Origin of the sequence: Streptomyces sp. NPDC051207, assembly GCF_040682395.1 — a bacterium.
Taxonomy (GTDB): Bacteria; Actinomycetota; Actinomycetes; order Streptomycetales; family Streptomycetaceae; genus Streptomyces.
The window spans coordinates 107,208-126,369 of sequence record NZ_JBFBAX010000020.1 but is presented as its reverse complement, the minus strand read 5'-3'; the positions used below and the strand labels follow the sequence as shown (position 1 = coordinate 126,369).

Here is a 19,162-nt window from a genome sequence, read left to right as displayed (position 1 = left end):
ACGGACGGTTGTCAGCCGTCCGTCGTGAGTGAAACAGCCATGTCCCTGCACTACGTCACCGTCACCACCCCCACCCAAGAAGTCGCCGGATTCCTCTGGGCCGACGCCACCGACGTCGGCTGGACGGACCGGCTCGCGGGCAGCGTCGCCGCCTATCACGCCGGGCGGGAATGGGCCCGCCAGGCCCGTGAGGCCCACGAACGCGGGCTCGCCCCGCTCGGCGTCCTCAACCTCCTCAGCCGCGAGCCCGGCGCCGGCCCCGTCACCGCGGCCCCCGGCAAGGAGACCGTCGAGGAACTCGCCCGGATCGTCACCCCGGAGGACGACCGGCGGCTGCTCGCCCAGCTCGCGCCCCCGGACGACGACGCCTGGCGCGAACTCGCCGAGGCCTTCGACGCCCTCACGGACGAGGACCGGGACGTGAAGTGGGGCGGCGGGCACAAGCTGCCGAGCGGCGCGACGCACGTCGCGTTCCCGCTCTACAGCAAGCCGTTGCAGCGTGCCGTGGACGCGCTCCACGGCGTCGGCGCCGTCACCCCCGAGCACCGCTGGATGGGCGTGCCCATGCCCAAGCCGCCGCCGGAGGGGCAGCTGCTGGCCCCGGCCGACGCCGTACGCGCCGCGACGGCGATCGTGCGCGGGGAGCGGTTCTGCGACGGGCACATCGCCGAGTCGGTGGAGGACGGCCTCTTCGACGCCGTGGCCGCCACTCTGCGCGCCTGGCACGCCTCGGGAGCGACCGCCGACACCTCGACGGTGACCGCCGACACCATGAGGGCAACCGCCGACGCCCCCGCGGCGACCGTCGCGACGGACTCGTCCGTGCCCGCAGACCGACCCCCGCACCAGCCCCCCGCAGTGTGCAGATTCTGCGGAGGTTCCCCCGCCGTCGACGTCACGTTCCGCGCCCATCAGGCGCTGCTCGTGCTCATGCGGTTCAAGAAGACGGCCGGGCCGATGTGCCTGACGTGCGGGCTGGCCGTGTACCGGACGCTGACCACGTACACGCTCTGGCAGGGCTGGTGGAGCCCCTTCTCGCTGTTCGTCTTCGCGCCCCTCGCGCTGGTCCGCAACGCCCTCGCCGTGCGCCACGTCAGGAAACTCGCGGCTCCGGGGCCCGGCACGGGCGGGCCGCGCTTCGATCCGGGGGTGCCGGTACGGCGCCGGCCGCTCGCGTACGTCGGCCTCGTCCCGGTGCTCTGGGTGCTCGTGATGATCGTGTCCGGGCTGGCCGGGGGAGCGTGACGGAGCGGTCCGAAACCGCGCCCGGACCGGTGTGGGGACGTCCGGCCCCGGGTGTACTGAATGCCCCTCCATGGCTTATGTTGCCGAGGCGAAGTAGGGGGATCTCGCATGCCGCAGCACAGGCGCCGGTGCACACCGGGGCACTGCGACGTGCCGGCCGTGCCTTCGGTGGACCCGCCGCCCGCCCGCTGCCCGGCGGCGCACGCGGGGCGGACGCCGTCGCGTCACGCGGTCTCGGCCCGGTTCCGGGAGACCGACTCCGACCGACTCCGCCTACACGTAGACGCACGCACAGGAAGACGCACCCACGGGGACGACTGAATGGCACGGGACTACGACAGCCAGCTGCTGGAGTCGGTGGCGGTGCGTCGGCGCCGGATGCGCGACGCGCTGCTGTTCGGCGCGCAACGCTCCAGGCGGACGGCGGACGAGCGGCTCGGAAAACTCTTCGCGGGCATCGCGATCGCGGCCGTACTGTGCGCCGGATGCGTCGGCTGGTCCTTCGTCCAGTCGATGATGGAGAAGCAGAAGGCCGAGCAGGAGAAGCAGCGGCAGCAGCAGGAGCAGCTGTACAACCCCAAGCCGAGCGCCTCGCCCTCGGGCGGCGCCGACAAGGGCGCGGAGCAGCGGTGAACGCCGGGCAGTCGACTGCCGAAACAGTCGAAGTGATCATGCGCATGGTCATGCCGGAAGGCCCCCTGGGCCGAGACAACGCGATGATAGGTTCCGGTGAGTGGTGAGCACAGCAACGACGTCCCGCACCCAGTTGAGCCGGGTCACCCTGATCGGTGAGCGACGGCGCGCCGACCTCGTCCTCCCGTCGGACACGGCGATCGGCCAACTGCTCCCCGACATCCTGCGGTTGCTCGACGACCGGGCCGCGACCCGGCCGACCACCCGCCAGCTGATCACCTCCGACGGTTCCGCGCTGCCGCACGACGCCACCCTGTCCTCGGCGGAGGTCCCGGACGGCGCCGTACTGCGCCTGGTGCGCGCGCACGCCGCACCGCCCGCGCCCGTCGTCCACGACGTCACCGACCAGGTCGCCGACGACCTCGACCTGCGGGCCTGGCGCTGGCGCCCCGCCGCGCGCCGCGCGAGCGCCGGTGTGGCCGTCGTCGTGTTCGCCGTGACCGCGGCCCTGCTGGCCCGGCGCGAGTTCGCGCTGGAGCACGTGGCCGCCGGGCTCGCGGCCGTCACCGCCCTCTTCCTCGTCGCGGGCGCGCTCGTCGCCAGGATCGGGCGCGGCAACCGGGGCCTGGCCACCGCCCTGTTGCTCGCCGCGGGCGGACTCGGCCTGCTCACCGCCTGGACGGCAGCCGACGCCCACGACTGGTCCGGCACCGTCCGGCTGGCCGCTGTCGCCGCCTCGCTGGTCGTCAGCCTGGTGCTGCTCGCCTACTTCTCGCCGCTCGGCCGCGGCGGGCTCATCGGCGCCGGGGCGATCGCCGCCGTCACCGCCGTGTGGGAGATCGTCGCCGCCCTGCAGGACCGGCCGGACCGGCTCGGTGCCGTGATGGCCGTGTTCTCCGTCGTGCTGCTCGGCATGCTGCCGCGCTTCGCGCTGATGGCCTCCGGGCTCACCGGGCTCGACGACCGGCGTTCCTCGGGTACGTCGGTGAGCCGGCACGAGGTCGCCAACGCCCTCGCCGCCACCCACCGCGGACTCGCCCTCGCCACCGTGGTCACCGCCGCGTCCGCCGTCGCCGGCGGCTGGCTGCTGACCACGGCGAAGGAACCGACCGTGTGGACGGTGACCCTGGCCGCGCTCACCGCCGTGGTGCTGCTGTCCCGGGCCCGGGCCTTCCCCCTGATCGCCGAGGTCGTGGCCCTGTTCGCCGCGGCGGCACTGCTCGTCGTACGGCTCGCGGTGCTCTGGCTGGACCACTCCGGGGGCGTCGGCGCGCTCGTCCTGCTGGGCGCCGCGGCGCTGCTGCCGCTGCTGGTCCTCGGCATCGAGCCGCCGGAGCACGTGCGGGTCCGGCTGCGGCGGTTCGCCGATCTGATCGAGTCCCTCGGCGTGATCGGGCTGTTCCCGCTCGCCGTGGGGGTGTTCGGCATCTACGGGCAGCTGCTCAACAAGTTCTGAGGCTTCGACGACGAGACGCCGACGCGCCGTCGCCTCCGCGCGTGACGACGCGGGACGACGAAGCGGGCGTCGCAGGAGAGAAGGGCGACATGCCGAACGGGGACAACTGGCAGGGCGATGTGCTGCGCGACCTGAGGGGCGGCGCGGCACAGCGGCGTGCCACGGGACCGGACGGACAGCCACAGCAGGAGCCGCAGCAGCAGGCGGAGACCCAGCAGCAGGGCACGCCCGGACCGGACGCTCCCCACCAGGGCCAGGGCTACGGCTATCCGCAGCCCGCCCGGGGCGAGGCCGCCGCGTACGGCTACCCGAACGCCCAGCAACCCCACCAGCCCGCGCAACCCCACGCCCAGGACCCGGCGTACGGTTACCCGGCAGCCCAGCAGCCCGCCCAGGACCCGGCGTACGGCTACCCGGCAGCCCAGCAGCCCGCCCAGCCCCACGCCCAGGACCCGGCGTACGGCTATCCCACCGCCGCCCAGCAGCCGGCGCAGGGCGGCCAGGCGTACGGCCACCCGGCCGCCCAGCAGCCCCAGGGGTACGGCGACCAGCAGCCCTACCCGGCCCAGCCGCAGCCCCACGCCCAGCAGTACCCCCAGCACGGGCACACGCCCCAGCACCACTACCCCCAGCAGTACGCCGACGGCACCTACCCCGCGCAGCCGCAGCCGCCGCAGCAGGCCCACGCCCAACCGCAGGCGCACGCCCAGCCCCAGGCCCCCGCCGCCCGCGCCCGCTCCTCCCGCACCACCCCCGACTCCTCCCCGGTCATCGACAAGCAGCTCGCCGCCGCCGGCCTCAAGCCCCGGCGCGGGGAGTCCTTCGGCGCCCGCGCCCTGCGCGCCGTACGCCGTACCGTGTCGTCCTCCGCGGCCCGCGAGGTCGCCGAGACCACCGCCACCGCCGAGGCGCTGCAGCAGCCGGTGACCACCGGCCGGCAGATCGCCGTGACGTCCATCCGCGGCGGCTCCGGCAAGACGACGGTCGCCGCCCTGCTCGGCGCGACGTACGCCCACTACCGCCAGGACCCGGTCCTGCTGGTCGAGGCGGACCCGGCGCTCGGCTCGCTGCCGATCAGGATGGGCGCGGAGAGCCTGCGCTGGACGACCGGCGACCTCGCCGACGTCGTGGAGCCGCAGATGACGCTGCTCGACGTCACCGGCTACCTCGTCCAGCTGCCCGACAACGCCTGGCTGCTGCCCGGCAGCCAGGGCCAGGTCGGCGCCATGCTCGACACGCGGGGCTACGAGCGGGTCATGGTGTCGCTGCGGCGCTACTTCGGCGTGACCGTGGTCGACTGCGAGACCCTGCCCGCCGAGGTGGCCCGTACCGCCCTGTCCGCCGCCCAGGCCCGGGTGCTCACCGTGCCCGCGACGCTGGAGGGCATCGCCAGCACGCACGCCGTCCTGCAGTGGATGCGCGGCCTGCCCCGGGACATCACCACCACGACCGTCGTCGTCCTCACCGAGACCGTGCCGCACCCCGGCCTCGACCTCGGCAAGGCGGCCGAGCGGCTGAAGGCGACCGGGGCGAGCGTGCGCGTCCTGCCGTACGACCGGCATCTGGCGGCCGGCGGCACCATCCGCACCGAACTGCTCGCGCGGGCCACCCGGCAGGCCGCCACCCGGCTGGCCGCGGAGGTCTTCCAGCTCTCCCAGAAGCGTCGCTGAACCACCCCCGCCGGAAGGGAACCTGAAGGACTTCGAGGACAGGGCGAGACGATGAGCACCCGACTGATCCACCGGCCGGCCCGCACCACCCGGCCGCCGGCCCCACCCGAGCCGCGCACCATCGAGGCGCCGCCCAACCTGCCCGACGGCAAGGGCGGCTCCATCGCGACCTCGCTGCTGCCCGTGGCCGGTGTGATGTCGTCCGTCGTGATGATGACGGTCATGCGCAACAGCCAGTTCGCGGCGCTGGGCGCGATCATCCTCGTCGTCACCATCGCCGGCTCGCTGATCCTCGTCTTCTCGCAGCGCGGCAAGGCCCAGCGCACCCGCCGCACCCAGCGCGAGGCCTACCTCGCCTACCTGGAGGACCAGCGCGAGGAACTGTCCCGCCAGGAGCGGGAGCGCCGGGAGAGCACCCAGGTGCTGAACCCGCCGCCGGACGCCCTGTACGACATCGTCCGCGACCCGGCCCGGCTGTGGGAGCGGCGCCGCCTCGACGCCGACTTCCTGCGCATCCGCGTCGGCACCGGCGAGATGCGGGTGCGGGACCTGAAGATCGGCCAGCAGGGCAGCTCGGTGCTCACGCCGCCCGACGAGTTCATGCTGAACGAGGCGTCCGCGCTCGTGAACCGCTTCAGCACCGGCACCGAACTCCCGCTCACCGTCCCCCTCGACCGCGTCGGCAACGTCAGCGTCATCGGCCCCCGCGAGGACACCCTCAAGGTCGCCCGCGCGCTGCTCGTGCAGACCGCCGCCACCCACGCCCCCGACGACGTGGCGATGGCGCTGGCCACCCCCGGCGACCGGATCACCGAGTGGGAGTGGGCCAAGTGGCTGCCGCACCTGCTCGACCCCGAGCAGTTCGACGGGCCCGTCGCCGCCCGCCGCATCGCGCCCTCGCTGCCCCAGCTCGCCCGGCAGATCGGCGCCGAGCTGCGCCGCCGCGCCTCCTACGCGGCCGAGGTGCGCCGCGGCCTGTCCGACCGGGACGCCCTCGCCATGAGCTCCCGCCTGCTCGTCGTCGCCGACGCGCACGGCGACGACGCGGTGGACCTGCCCCGCCCCGACGACGCGGTCGGCCTGCGCGACATGGGCGTCACCGTGCTGCACCTGCTGGACGAACGGGTGCAGGAGCCCGGCCAGGTGGGCGTGCGCATCACCGTCGACGGCGACCGCATCCTCATCGAGGACCTGCGCGAGGCCGAGCCGATCAGCGCGCACGGCACCGTGGACGAGGTCGGCATCCCGTTCGCCGAGGGCCTCGCCCGCATGCTCGCCCCGCTCAGGCTGTCCGCGGACTCGATGGGCGCGGACGCCCCGCTGACCGGGCCCGTCGACTTCGCCGACCTGCTCGGCATCGACGACGTCGCCCACCTCGACCTGGCCCGGCTGTGGGCGCCGCGCGGCGAACGCGCCTTCCTGCGCGTGCCGATCGGCGTCAGCGACACCCGCGAGCCCGTGCTGCTCGACCTGAAGGAGTCCTCCGAGCTGGGCATGGGCCCGCACGGTCTGTGCGTCGGCGCCACCGGCTCCGGCAAGTCGGAGCTGCTGCGCACCCTCGTCCTCGCCCTGGTCGCCACCCACCCGCCGGAGGACCTGGCGCTCGTCCTGGTCGACTACAAGGGCGGCGCCACCTTCGCGCCCTTCTCCGACCTGCCGCACGTGGCGGGCGTCATCACCAACCTGGAGAACCAGGCCGGCCTGGTCGAACGCGTCCACGCCTCCCTGGCCGGCGAGGTCAAGCGCCGCCAGCAGGTCCTCAAGAACGCGGGCAACGTCGCCGACATCGGCCACTACGCCGCGCTGCGCGCCGAGAAGCGCCCCGACCTGGAGCCGCTGCCGCACCTGTTCGTGGTGATCGACGAGTTCGGTGAACTCCTCACCGCCAAGCCGGACTTCATCGACCTGTTCCTGTCCATCGGCCGCATCGGCCGCTCCATCGGCGTGCACCTGCTGCTGTCCAGCCAGCGCATCGAGGGCGGCAAGCTCAAGGGCCTGGACACCTACCTGTCGTACCGGCTCGGCCTGCGCACCTTCTCCGCCGACGAGTCCCGCACGGTCCTCGACACGACGGACGCCTTCCACCTGCCGCCGCTGCCCGGCTTCGGCTACCTCAAGGTCGACACCAGCCACTACGAGCGGTTCAAGGCCAGCTACGTGTCCGGCGCCTACCGCGGCCCCGTGCAGCGCGAGACCGAGGACACCGGGCCGCTCGCCCTGGAGTACGAGGCGTACAACACCCTCGGCGAGGAACAGGGCGGCGCCGCGCCCGAGGAGCCCCAGATGCGGCGCCGGGAGACCGGGCCGACCGAGATGGGCGTCCTCATCGACCAGCTGGAGCGTGCCGGGGCCCGCCCGGTGCGCCAGATCTGGCTGCCCCCGCTGCCCTCCGCCATCGCCCTCGACAAGGTCGCCGGGCCCGTGGAGGTCGGCCCGCGCGGCATGCAGCTCGCCAAGCGGCGCGGCCCGCTCCAGGTGCCGCTCGGGGTCCTGGACGACCCGACCAAGCAGTGGCAGGGCCAGTGGTACCTGGACCTCACGCTCGCCGGCGGCCACGCCGCGGTCATCGGCGGCCCGCAGTCCGGCAAGACCACCCTGCTGCGCACCCTCGCCCTGTCCCTGGCCCTGACGCACACCCCGCAGGAGGTCGGCGTCTACGGCCTCGACCTCGTCGGCGGCGGCCTCCAGGCCCTGTCCGGGCTGCCGCACGTCGGCGGTGTCGCCGGCCGCGCCGACCGCGAGCGCGCCGCCCGCACCATCGACTCCGTGCGCGCGATGCTCGACCAGCGCGAGGAACTGTTCCGCGTCCACGCCATCGACTCCCTGGAGCAACTGCGCACGCTGCGCGCCGCCGGCCGGGTGCGCGAGCTGGCCTCCACGGAGATCGTGCTGCTCATCGACGGCTTCGGCGCCCTGCGCGACGACTTCGAGGAACTCGACGACGCGGTGGTCGACATCCTCAAGCGCGGCAGCGGCTACGGCATCCACGTCGTCGCCGGCATGCTGCGCTGGAACGACGTGCGCATCGCGACCCAGTCGCAGTTCGGCACGCGCGTCGAGCTGCGCCTGAACGACCCGAGCGAGTCCAGCGTCGACCGCAAGCTCGCCCAGACGCTCGCGCCCGAGGAGAAGGGCCGGGTCCTGACCGACGGCAAGCTGTTCGCGCAGGTCGCGCTGCCCCGCACGGACTCCCTGCCCGACACGGCCGACCTCGGCGCGGTCCTGGAGCGCACCGCCCGCACGATCCGCGCCACCTGGACCGGCGAGGTCGCCCAGCCCGTGCGGGTGCTGCCGCACCTGCTGGAGCCGCAGGCGCTGCCCGGCCCGTCGTCCGAGCCGCGCCGCGTGCCGATCGGCCTGGACCAGACGCAGCTCGCCCCGGTGCTGCTCGACCTGTTCCAGCACGACCAGCACCTGATGATCATGGGCGACAGCGAGTGCGGCAAGACCAACCTGCTCAAGGTCCTCGCCCAGGGCCTCATCGAGCGCTACGGCGACGACGAGATCGTCTTCGGCGTCTTCGACCCGCGCCGCGGCCTGCGCGGCGCGATCCCCGAGGAGTACCGGGGCGGCTACGCCTACAACTCCAAGCTGTGCGCGGGGCTCGCCGCCGGCATCGCGGGCGAGCTGGAGAAGCGGCTGCCCGACGAGGGCGCGGACAGCGAGGACCTGGAGCCGGGCAGCTTCTCCGGTCCCCGGATCGTGATCCTCGTCGACGACTACGACGTGCTCACCACCGCGGGACAGCAGCCGCTCGCGCCGTTCGTGCCGTACATCCCGTCGGCCGTCGACATCGGCCTGCACTTCGTCCTCACCCGCCGCGTCGCGGGCGCCTCCCGCGGCCTGTACGAGCCGCTGCTGCAGAGCCTGCGCGAGTCCGGCGCCTCGGCGCTGGTGATGGCGGGCGACCGCAGCGAGGGCCAGCTGTTCCCCGGCGTGTACGCGGGCCCGCAGCCGCCCGGCCGGGGCGTGCTGATCCGCAGGGGCGAGCCGAACCGGCTGATCCAGACCGTCTACTCGGGGACCAGGTGAACCACCCATGACGAAGGACGTCATCGCCCTCACCAAGAAGATGCCGGACCCGCTGAGCGTCCTCGCGGGCCTGCTGTCCGGCGGCCCGGACCGGCTGGTGGGCACCGAGGGGGACGGCGCGGTGGTGCGGCTGCACGACGAGCAGGGCCGGCCGCTGGTCTCCGTGGAGGCACCCCTGCTGGTGCAGGTGAGGGGCGAGGCCGAGCGGCTGCTCGGGGCGAGTGAGCCCGAGGTGCCGTACTGGTGGACCGAGGCCCGCGCCACGACCGGCGTCGCCGAGGCCGAGGCGCTCGCCGGGACCTTCGCCGCCCGCCTGGCCACGCTGGTCGGCGGGACCGCCTGGCCCCCTGAGGCGGCGCGTTCGCTGGCCGTCGTCAAGACCGACGGGGTGAGCGCGGCGCCGGTGCCGGCCGCCGCCCAGCCGGCTGTGGACGTCCTCACCGACAAGGTCGCCGTCGTCATCCAGGACCGCCCGGTCGTCGCGATGACGGCCTGGCTCCAGGACGCCTTCCGCGCCGCCGCGAACGCGGAGCTGGGCCTGCAGATCGTCACCCCGGCGGGCACCCGGCTGTCCCCGGCGGTCCGCAACAGCCTGCCCGGCTGGCCCTCGCGCTGGGTCGTCCAGGACGAGCGGGACGGCTACTACGACGGCCTGTCCGGCGCCGTCCTGGAGTGGGCGAACGGCCTGTTCGTCACCGCCGAGTCCCCGGACGCGACCCGCGAGGACCCGCGCACCCCGGTCGCCGCGTCCTTCAAGGAGGGCCTCGCCGACCAGGGCGACACGGGCGAACGCCAGCTCGCGCTCTCCTTCCGCACCGTCCACCCCGCCGACGACCGGCTCGTCCTCGGCGGCGCCGTGGAGGCCGTCTGGCGGGAGATCACCGGCGAGCCACCGGCCGGCTGGGGCACCGAGGAACCCGCCAACCTGCCCTGGTCGCTGCGGCAGCTGACCGACGTGGCGTACGAGCGGACGCCCGAGCCGACCTGGCTGGTGGTCGTCGGCAGTCCCGAGCGCCCCGGCCTGGCGACGGTCCGCATCACCCGGACCAAGGGCGGCGTGGAGGAGGACGTCACGATGGCCTTCGGTTACGGCGCGGCCGAGCAGATGCCGCACGACGCCGTGCCCGCCGCCGCGGAGGCCCTCGCCACCCGGCACGACCTGCAGTCGATGCTGGTGCAGATCCGCCGGGCCCGCCGCGACCTGTCCGTCCCGCCGCGCTTCGAGGGCCCCGGCGTGCCGTACGCCTTCGTGCTGGGCGCCGAGGAGGTCCGCGGGATGCCCGGCGACCGGGCCCGGCGCACCCCGCTCGCCGAGGCCCCGCGCGAACTGGGCCCGCGGACCCGCCCGGCCCTGTACTACCCGCTGCCGGGCGACCCGTCGGACCTGTCGGGCTGGCAGGACTTCGAGCGCCTGATGCGGCACCTCAAGGGCGGGTCGTGACGATGGACCCGGCCGAGGTCGAGGCGCTCGCCCGCGCCGCGCACGAGGGCCAGACCGACAAGGCGGGCCGCCCCTACGCCGAACACCTGCGGGCCGTCGCCGAGGGGGTACGCGCGCGGGGCGGCGACGACGAGCAGATCGCCGCGGCCTGGCTGCACGACGCCGTCGAGGACGGCAAGCTGTCCGAGCAGTGGCTGGACCGGGCCCCGCTGGGCCGCCGTACGAAGGACATCGTGCGGGCGGTCACCAAGCGCGCCGGGGAGCCGCCCGAGGCGTACGCCGCGCGCATCCTCGCCACACCGGGCGCCCTGCTGGTGAAGGAGGCCGACCTGGCGCACAACGCGGACCCGGCGCGCCTCGCGGCCCTGGACGGGCCGACCCGGACACGGCTGACCGAGAAGTACACGCGGATGCGCGCACTTCTCGGTCTCGGTGGGGGGTCGCAGGGGGACTAGACCCCGGCCTTCTCCCGCTCGGCCGTGCGCTCCTCGGACGTGTGGCGCTCGCGGGCCGGTTCGGCGGCGTCCCGCTTGAACGCCCACTCCATCTTCGGCTCCATCGCGAACCGGAAGACCCGCTGGACGGGCTTGGTGCACAGCAGCGTGACGACCGCCGCCGCGAGGACGGTCACGAAGATCTCGCCGGCCGGCTGGTGCAGCCAGGTGTGCTCGTACCAGCCGCGGTAGTCACCGGCCTTCACCAGGAAGCCGTGCAGCAGATAGCCGTAGAGCGTGCCCGCGCCGAGCGCCGTGAACCACATGTGGCGGCGCGGCACCCAGGCGAAGAAGCAGGCGGTCAGCAGCAGCGAGCAGCCGAACATGGCGAGCGTCATGACCGGCCCGGACCACCAGGGCGCGCCCAGTTCCTGCGCGGCGTCGCGGTGGTAGAACCACGCGGTCGCCATGCGCGGCACCGCCCACCAGCCGAACGCGAGGGCCAGCGCGAACACCGGCACGGCCAGGATGCGCACCGAACGCCGCCGAACCATGTGGAAGTGCTCGGGCTTCATGCACAGACCCAGCACGAAGTACGGCAGGAACTGCAGGACGCGCTGGAGGTCGAGGTCGTCGCCGATCTCCGGCGACATGGACGCGAGCATGGCGATGACGAGCGCGAGGGGCAGCGGGTGGCGCACCAGCTTCCAGACCGGCGTCGTCACCCGCCACAGGAACAGCGCGACCAGGAACCACGTCAGATACCAGGGGTCGAGCAGGCTGACCTCCTGCCCGGGGTCGTGGTCGACGACCCTCTTGAAGAGGGGATACGCCGTCTCGAAGAGGATGTACGGCACGGCGACGCCGGTGATCAGCCGCTTGAGCCGGCTGGGCCGCATGTCGAAACTGCGGGAGAAGAAGCCGGAGATGATGATGAACGCCGGCATGTGGAACGAGTACACGACCGTGTACGCGGCCTCCAGGACGCGGCTGTCGCCCTTCAGCGGCTCCCAGGCGTGACCGATGGCGACCAGCACGATGGCCAGGTACTTGGCGTTGTCGAAGAACGCGTCGCGCTGCTTGTTCTGCTGCGTGCTCCGGGGCTTGCTCTGCGGCGGGCGCGGCTGGACCGCTCCCGCGTCCGGCGGCTGTGCCGGGGGAAGCGGCGTCCTGCGACGGCCGTACGGTCGCAGCGAGTTCGTCACGGACCCTCCCACCGAGAACTCGGGAGTCCGGTCCGGGACCTCGCCGCGCTTGCGGGGGACGAGGCGGCGTGAAACATCTGAGGCACCCTAGCGTCGGGCGTGGGTTTTCGTAAAACCCTCGACGTCATTCCTGGTTTATGGCTGCGGATACCCCGGATTTCGCGGGAGTTGACATCCCGGTTGGCGTGACGACCGGCACACGGCTCACCCGATCGTGTACATCATATGCGCCCCACTTGTCACACTTCATCCGCCCTAAGTGGGGCATAAGACCAGCAGGCGACTCTTGCGGAATGTCCTCTTCCACGCCTCTTTGCCGGTCCCCGGCCCGGCCGTTGACGCTGCCTAGCAGCAATTCGAATTAGCTGCGAACGCGTTGTGTGGAGACGGAAACGATCCGACCGAATTCCTGTGCGGATACGTCGGCGAATTCCGGTCGGACACACGGCCGGTGAGGTTCGTACGGTCATCCGGGTACCCGGCGCGGCGCCGGCGAACCGGGCCGGTGCGGCCGGACGTTGCGTCACGGGCCGCATAGGGCGGCCCGGTTGGTGGCACGATGGTCCTGGCGGGGGTTGCCGCGGCACACCCCCGGGCCGGGAGAGCGGACGACCGAGGGTGTGATCAGTTGTGGCCATTTCGCTGTCAGTGGTGCTGCTGTTGGCGATCATCCTGGTGGTGCTGCTGAGAGGAGGCTCCCTCAAGGCCGGCCCCGCCATAGTCGCCGTACTGTTCGGCTTCTTCCTCGCCTCGACGGGCATGGCGCCGTCGATCAACAGGTTCATGAACTCCATAGCCGAAACGATCAACTCGATCAGCTTCTGAGCCCGGGCCCGGCCGCCCGGCCGCGGAAAACGCCTCGGGCCCGGTTCCTGGGAACCGGGCCCGACGGCCGTTGCAGAGCGGGCGACGGGAATCGAACCCGCGTAGCTAGTTTGGAAGACTAGGGCTCTACCATTGAGCTACGCCCGCACGTGGTGCGCCGCAGGTCCGGGGACCGCGGCACAGAAGGCATCGTAGCGGGTCGCCCCCCTTTGGCGCACACCCGCCCCCGCGCGGCACGCGCGCGCGTCGCGTCCCTCGCCCCGCGCGCCCCCGCCGCCTCCCGCGTACGCCACGACGCTCCGCGAATGCGGCCGACGCGCCGCCCGGCGGCATGTACCCTACGTGTCGCACCAGACGGGGTGTGGCGCAGCTTGGTAGCGCGTCCGCTTTGGGAGCGGAAGGCCGTGGGTTCAAATCCCGCCACCCCGACCAGACACGATCAGCCATGATCACCGCAGGTGATCGCCTTTTGGGCCGTGTACCGGCTGCCGTTACTATGCAAGCTGCACGCCCGTGTGTCTCATCGTCTGCAGTCCTCCGGGCGGCGAAATCGGCCGGGCCGCTCTGGCTCCGGCAGAAACCAAGCAGTCAGCCACAAGGAGACCGAACCGTGAAGAGCGCCGTGGAGACCCTGAACCCGACCCGGGTTCGGCTCACTGTCGAGGTGCCCTTCGAGGAGCTCAAGGACAGCCTCGACGCGGCGTACAAGAAGATCAACCAGCAGGTCACGGTGAAGGGCTTCCGCAAGGGCAAGGTCCCGGCCCGGGTCATCGACCAGCGGTTCGGCCGCGGTGCGGTGCTGGAGGAGGCCGTCAACGACGCGCTCCCGAAGTTCTACACCGAGGCGGTCAACGAGGCCGAGCTGAACCCGCTGGGCCAGCCCGAGGTGGACATCACGGAGCTGAAGGACGGCGAGACGCTGAACTTCACCGCCGAGGTCGACATCCGCCCGGCCATCGAGATCCCGGACTACTCCGGCATCGAGGTCGAGGTCGACGCCGTCGAGGTCACCGACGAGGACGTCGAGAAGTCGGTCGAGCAGCTCCGCGAGCGCTTCGCCTCCACCTCCCCGGTCGAGCGCGCCGCCGAGGACGGCGACGTCGTCACGATCGACCTGGAGGCCAAGGTCGACGGCGAGGTCCTCGAGGACGGCGTCGCCAACGGCGTCTCCTACACCATCGGCTCCGGCGAGCTGCTCGACGGCATCGACGACGCCGTCAAGGGCCTGTCCGCCGGTGAGCAGGCCACCTTCACCTCCGAGCTGAAGGGCGGCTCGGCGGCCGGCAAGGAGGCCGAGGTCACCGTCAAGGTCACCCAGGTCGCCGCGCGCGAGCTGCCGGAGCTGGACGACGAGTTCGCGCAGCTCGCCTCCGAGTTCGACACCCTCGAGGAGCTGAAGGCCGACAGCCGCAAGCGCCTGGAGAACATGAAGCAGTTCGACCAGGCCACGCAGGCCCAGGAGCGCGTCCTGGACAAGCTGCTGGAGCTGGTCGAGGTGCCCGTCCCCGAGAAGCTCCTCGAGGACGAGGTCAACACCCGCAAGCACAACCTCGAGCACCACCAGCTCGGCCAGATGGGCCTCGACCTCGCCAAGTACCTGGAGATCCAGGGCAAGACCGAGGAAGAGTTCGACAACGAGACCCGCGAGGCCGCGATCAAGGGCATCAAGACCCAGTTCGTGCTCGACGAGCTGGTCAAGCGGGAGAACCTCAACGTCAACCAGGAGGAGCTCACCGAGCACCTCATGCGCCGCGCCGCCTCCTCCGGCATGTCCCCCGACCAGTTCGCCCAGGCGGTCGTCGAGGGCGGCCAGGTGCCGCTGCTGGTCGGCGAGGTCGCCCGCGGCAAGGCCCTGGCCGTCGTGGTCGAGGCCGCCACGGTGAAGGACACCAACGGCGAGATCATCGACCTGGACGACGAGGACGAGACGGACACCGCGGCGGCCGAGACCGCCGGCGAGCCCACCGAAGCCGTGGCCGAGGAGAAGCCCGAGGCCTGAGCCCTCGGCACTCCACAGACGCCGCACAGCCGGGCCCCGAGACGCGCGAGCCTCTCGGGGCCCGTGGCGTACGCGCTACGCCCCCGGCGAACACCCCCGTTCCCGGGACTCCCCGGAGGGACCAGCGCGTTAGGGTCCATGAATACCAGGCATGAATACCAAGGGCAGTGGAGTCACCGAAGGGCTCCAGCCCGCAGGGAAACGTGAGACGGCCCGGCGCCGTCGTAAGACGAGCAGGTGGATACGTGACGAATCTGATGCCCTCCGCCGCCGGCGAGCCTTCCATCGGTGGTGGCCTCGGCGACCAGGTCTACAACCGGCTGCTCAACGAGCGGATCATCTTCCTCGGCCAGCCGGTGGACGACGACATCGCCAACAAGATCACCGCACAGCTGCTGCTCCTTGCCTCCGACCCGGACAAGGACATCTACCTCTACATCAACAGCCCCGGCGGCTCGATCACGGCCGGTATGGCGATCTACGACACCATGCAGTACATCAAGAACGACGTGGTGACGATCGCCATGGGCCTGGCGGCCTCGATGGGCCAGTTCCTGCTCAGCGCGGGCACCCCGGGCAAGCGCTTCGCCCTGCCGAACGCCGAGATCCTGATCCACCAGCCGTCCGCCGGTCTCGCCGGCTCCGCCTCGGACATCAAGATCCACGCCGAGCGGCTGCTGCACACCAAGCGGCGGATGGCCGAGCTCACGGCCCAGCACACGGGCCAGACCATCGAGCAGATCACCCGGGACTCGGACCGCGACCGCTGGTTCGACGCCTTCGAGGCCAAGGAGTACGGCCTCATCGACGACGTGATCGCGACGGCCGCCGGTATGCCGGGCGGCGGCGGCACCGGGGCCTGAGCCGACTCCGCGGGGGTTCACCGGCCCGTGGGGCGACGCACCGCCCCCCGGGGCCCCAAGGCCCCCGCGAGGCCCGCAGGCGGCGCTCAGCCCGCCCGGCGGGCTCCCGGCGCCCCAGCCAGACCCGGCCGACCGCCACAGCCCTTTTTCAGGAGAAACCGTGAACGAGTTCCCCGGCAGCGGCAGCTACGCCCGAGCCGAGTACACCGGCCCCTCGGCCGAGTCCCGCTACGTCATCCCGCGCTTCGTCGAGCGCACCTCCCAGGGCGTCCGCGAGTACGACCCGTACGCGAAGCTCTTCGAGGAGCGCGTGATCTTCCTCGGCGTCCAGATCGACGACGCCTCCGCCAACGACGTCATGGCGCAGCTGCTGTGCCTGGAGTCGATGGACCCCGACCGGGACATCTCGGTCTACATCAACAGCCCCGGCGGCTCCTTCACGGCGCTGACGGCGATCTACGACACGATGCAGTTCGTCAAGCCGGACATCCAGACGGTCTGCATGGGCCAGGCCGCCTCGGCCGCCGCAATCCTGCTGGCGGCGGGCACGCCCGGCAAGCGCATGGCGCTGCCGAACGCCCGGGTGCTGATCCACCAGCCGTACAGCGAGACCGGCCGCGGTCAGGTCTCCGACCTGGAGATCGCCGCCAACGAGATCCTGCGGATGCGCTCGCAGCTGGAGGAGATGCTGGCCAAGCACTCCACCACGCCGATCGAGAAGATCCGCGAGGACATCGAGCGCGACAAGATCCTCACGGCCGAGGACGCGCTGCAGTACGGCCTGATCGACCAGATCATCTCCACCCGGAAGATGAACAACGCCGAGGTCCGCTGAGGCGGAACAGGTACAGTCTGCTGCCCCTTGGCACGGTCCATGTGGAAGTGAACCGTGCCAAGGGGGGCCCGAACGAGGGGCCAGGCAAGGTACCGTCGGACATAAGGCAGCACCAGGAGCCGCTGGACCGCGAACGTCCAGTGGGCTCCCAGGCGAAGGGGAAGCACACCGTGGCACGCATCGGTGACGGCGGCGATCTGCTCAAGTGCTCGTTCTGCGGCAAGAGCCAGAAGCAGGTCAAGAAGCTCATCGCAGGGCCCGGTGTGTACATCTGCGACGAGTGCATCGACCTCTGCAACGAGATCATCGAGGAGGAGCTCGCCGAGACCAGCGAGGTGCGCTGGGAGGAGCTCCCCAAGCCCCGCGAGATCTACGAGTTCCTCGACGGGTACGTGGTGGGCCAGGAGGCCGCCAAGAAGTCCCTGTCGGTCGCGGTGTACAACCACTACAAGCGGGTCCAGGCCGGTGAGAACGGCGGGGCCCAAGGCCGCGACGACGCCATCGAGTTGGCGAAGTCCAACATCCTGCTGCTGGGCCCCACGGGCTCCGGCAAGACCCTTCTCGCACAGACCCTCGCCCGCATGCTGAACGTCCCGTTCGCGATCGCGGACGCGACGGCGCTGACGGAGGCGGGGTACGTCGGCGAGGACGTCGAGAACATCCTGCTGAAGCTGATCCAGGCCGCGGACTACGACGTCAAGAAGGCAGAGACTGGGATCATCTACATCGACGAGATCGACAAGGTGGCCCGCAAGAGCGAGAACCCGTCGATCACCCGGGACGTCTCCGGCGAGGGCGTGCAGCAGGCCCTGCTGAAGATCCTGGAGGGCACCACGGCCTCCGTCCCGCCGCAGGGCGGCCGCAAGCACCCGCACCAGGAGTTCATCCAGATCGACACGACGAACGTGCTGTTCATCGTGGGCGGCGCCTTCGCGGGCCTGGAGAAGATCATCGAGTCGCGGGCCGGGGCGAAGGGCATCGGCTTCGGCGCGACGATCCGCTCCAAGCGGGAGCTGGAGTCCAAGGACCAGTTCGAGGAGGTCATGCCGGAGGACCTGGTCAAGTTCGGCATGATCCCCGAGTTCATCGGCCGCCTCCCCGTGATCACCTCCGTCCACAACCTGGACCGCGAGGCCCTGCTTCAGATCCTGGTCGAGCCGCGCAACGCGCTGGTCAAGCAGTACCAGCGGCTGTTCGAACTCGACGGCGTGGAACTGGACTTCGAGCGCGAGGCGCTGGAGGCCATCGCCGACCAGGCCATCCTCCGCCAGACCGGCGCCCGCGGGCTGCGCGCCATCATGGAGGAGGTCCTGATGTCGGTGATGTACGAGGTGCCGTCCCGCAAGGACGTGGCCCGGGTCGTCGTCACGGCGGACGTGGTCCACTCCAACGTCAACCCCACCCTCATCCCGCGGGACGCCCGCGGCCGGGGCACGGGCGAGCAGAAGACGGCGTAGCCGCCCGGAGCGCACGGAAAAAACGGAAAAAGGGGCCCCGGTCGCCAAGACCGGGGCCCCTTCGCCGTCGTGCGGTGCGCGTCAGGCCTTGACGCGGACCTCGGGGCGGAGCTTGGCCGTGATGTCGATGGCGACGTCCTTGGTGACGCCCTGCGTGGCGTCGCCCGGCGAGACCATCGCGATGGTGCTGTAGTCGGCCCAGGCGCAGAACCAGTCCGTCTTCATCTTCTTGGTGGCCGCGTCCTCGCCCTTGACGGCCTGGCACTTCATGACCGCGCCGTCCAGCTCGGCCTCCTCGGGCTCGCCGACGACCTCGGACTTGTTCTTGGAGTCCTCGGCCTCCTTCTTGAAGTTCGCGAAGAAGGTGTCCAGGGCGGCCTCCGGGTCGGAGATCTCACCGTAGGCACCGGCGAGCGTGATGCCCTTCGCGGTGGCCAGCTCGGCCGGGTCGGGGGCCGTGGACGGGTCGCTGGGGTCGTAGCCGCTCAGGTCCGCCGTCGTGTAGAAGCCGATCACCGACTTGCCGTTCTTGACGCCGCTCTTCTCCAGCTCGTCGGCCGAGTCGCTACTGGCGCCCGCGCCCTCCTTGGAGGCCCGCGAGTACTCGTCGAGCACCTTCGCCGGCGTCGACAGCTTGTGCGCGCCGTCGTCCTCCAGGCCGCCCGCGCCGCCGCCCCCGCCGATCACGAAGTAGGCGCCCACGCCGATCGCCGCGACGACCGCCACCGCGCCGATGATCAGGCCCGTCTTCTTCCTGCCGCCGCCCGGGGCCGGGGGCTGGGGCATGCCGTACGGGGCCTGGCCGTGGGGCGGCTGCTGGCCGTACGGGGGCTGCTGGCCGTAGCCCGGCTGCTGGCCGTACGGCGGGGCCTGCGGGGGGACGCCCTGCTGCGGGTAGCCGTAACCCGGCTGGGGCTGCTGCGGCTGCTGGGGGTAGCCATAGCCGGGCTGGGGCTGCTGCGGCTGCTGGCCGTAGGGGCCCGGCTGGCCGTACGGCCCGGGCTGCTGGGGCTGCCCGCCGTACGGGCCCGGCTGGTTGTGACTCATCTCTGGGTTCCCCTCCAGAT

14 protein-coding genes and 2 tRNA genes are annotated in these 19,162 nt (G+C 72.0%); 13 read left to right on the top strand and 3 right to left on the bottom strand.

The window, feature by feature from the left end:
- Positions 1–24: 24 nt before the first annotated feature.
- The 7 genes from AB0M97_RS20605 (at position 25) to AB0M97_RS20575 (ending at position 10,932) form a co-directional block, all read left to right on the top strand.
- Positions 25–1,245 (top strand): DUF6508 domain-containing protein, encoded by a 1,221-nt coding sequence (locus AB0M97_RS20605; RefSeq protein ID WP_365962349.1) that lies wholly within the window; start codon positions 25–27, stop codon positions 1,243–1,245.
- 321 nt (positions 1,246–1,566) lie between these two features.
- On the top strand, positions 1,567–1,878 hold the full coding sequence (locus AB0M97_RS20600; protein ID WP_365962348.1) for a hypothetical protein: 312 nt from the start codon (positions 1,567–1,569) through the stop codon (positions 1,876–1,878).
- A 100-nt stretch (positions 1,879–1,978) separates the two neighbouring features.
- Positions 1,979–3,334: a type VII secretion integral membrane protein EccD gene (gene eccD / locus AB0M97_RS20595; RefSeq protein ID WP_365962347.1), complete on the top strand. Its 1,356-nt coding sequence runs from the start codon at positions 1,979–1,981 to the stop codon at positions 3,332–3,334.
- A 41-nt stretch (positions 3,335–3,375) separates the two neighbouring features.
- Positions 3,376–5,004, top strand: coding sequence for a hypothetical protein (locus AB0M97_RS20590; protein WP_365962346.1), 1,629 nt, complete (start codon positions 3,376–3,378; stop codon positions 5,002–5,004).
- A gap of 51 nt (positions 5,005–5,055) precedes the next feature.
- A complete protein-coding gene (gene eccCa / locus AB0M97_RS20585) occupies positions 5,056–9,036 on the top strand; it encodes a type VII secretion protein EccCa (protein ID WP_365962345.1) in 3,981 nt (1,326 codons plus the stop codon).
- A gap of 7 nt (positions 9,037–9,043) precedes the next feature.
- A complete protein-coding gene (locus AB0M97_RS20580) occupies positions 9,044–10,477 on the top strand; it encodes a DUF6177 family protein (RefSeq protein ID WP_365962344.1) in 1,434 nt (477 codons plus the stop codon).
- A gap of 2 nt (positions 10,478–10,479) precedes the next feature.
- The gene (locus AB0M97_RS20575) at positions 10,480–10,932 is read left to right on the top strand and encodes an HD domain-containing protein (protein ID WP_365962362.1); all 453 of its coding nucleotides are present in this window, start codon (positions 10,480–10,482) and stop codon (positions 10,930–10,932) included.
- On the opposite strand, the gene AB0M97_RS20570 is transcribed toward AB0M97_RS20575, so the two are convergent.
- Positions 10,929–12,116 (bottom strand): acyltransferase family protein, encoded by a 1,188-nt coding sequence (locus AB0M97_RS20570; protein WP_365962343.1) that lies wholly within the window; start codon positions 12,114–12,116, stop codon positions 10,929–10,931. The two genes, AB0M97_RS20575 and AB0M97_RS20570, sit on opposite strands and share 4 nt — an antisense overlap.
- Before the next feature lie 630 nt (positions 12,117–12,746).
- On the opposite strand from AB0M97_RS20570, the gene AB0M97_RS20565 reads away from it, so the two are divergent.
- On the top strand, positions 12,747–12,941 hold the full coding sequence (locus AB0M97_RS20565; RefSeq protein WP_279553010.1) for a hypothetical protein: 195 nt from the start codon (positions 12,747–12,749) through the stop codon (positions 12,939–12,941).
- Positions 12,942–13,017: 76 nt separating this feature from the next.
- Here the strand turns inward: AB0M97_RS20565 and AB0M97_RS20560 are convergent.
- Positions 13,018–13,088, bottom strand: a tRNA-Gly gene (locus AB0M97_RS20560).
- Positions 13,089–13,296: 208 nt separating this feature from the next.
- Between AB0M97_RS20560 and AB0M97_RS20555 the strand changes: the two genes are divergently transcribed.
- The 5 genes from AB0M97_RS20555 (at position 13,297) to clpX (ending at position 18,095) form a co-directional block, all read left to right on the top strand.
- A tRNA-Pro gene (locus AB0M97_RS20555) sits at positions 13,297–13,373 on the top strand.
- 178 nt (positions 13,374–13,551) lie between these two features.
- Positions 13,552–14,940 carry a trigger factor gene (tig, locus tag AB0M97_RS20550; protein ID WP_365962342.1) on the top strand — a complete coding sequence of 463 codons (1,389 nt, stop codon included), beginning with the start codon at positions 13,552–13,554 and terminating at the stop codon, positions 14,938–14,940.
- 257 nt (positions 14,941–15,197) lie between these two features.
- Positions 15,198–15,803 (top strand): ATP-dependent Clp protease proteolytic subunit, encoded by a 606-nt coding sequence (locus tag AB0M97_RS20545; RefSeq protein ID WP_365962361.1) that lies wholly within the window; start codon positions 15,198–15,200, stop codon positions 15,801–15,803.
- Between the two features lie 160 nt (positions 15,804–15,963).
- A complete protein-coding gene (locus tag AB0M97_RS20540) occupies positions 15,964–16,638 on the top strand; it encodes an ATP-dependent Clp protease proteolytic subunit (RefSeq protein WP_365962341.1) in 675 nt (224 codons plus the stop codon).
- Between the two features lie 170 nt (positions 16,639–16,808).
- Positions 16,809–18,095: an ATP-dependent Clp protease ATP-binding subunit ClpX gene (gene clpX / locus AB0M97_RS20535; RefSeq protein ID WP_365962340.1), complete on the top strand. Its 1,287-nt coding sequence runs from the start codon at positions 16,809–16,811 to the stop codon at positions 18,093–18,095.
- 81 nt (positions 18,096–18,176) lie between these two features.
- Here clpX and AB0M97_RS20530 read toward each other — a convergent pair whose 3' ends face one another.
- The gene (locus tag AB0M97_RS20530) at positions 18,177–19,142 is read right to left on the bottom strand and encodes a hypothetical protein (RefSeq protein ID WP_365962339.1); all 966 of its coding nucleotides are present in this window, start codon (positions 19,140–19,142) and stop codon (positions 18,177–18,179) included.
- Positions 19,143–19,162 lie beyond the last annotated feature (20 nt).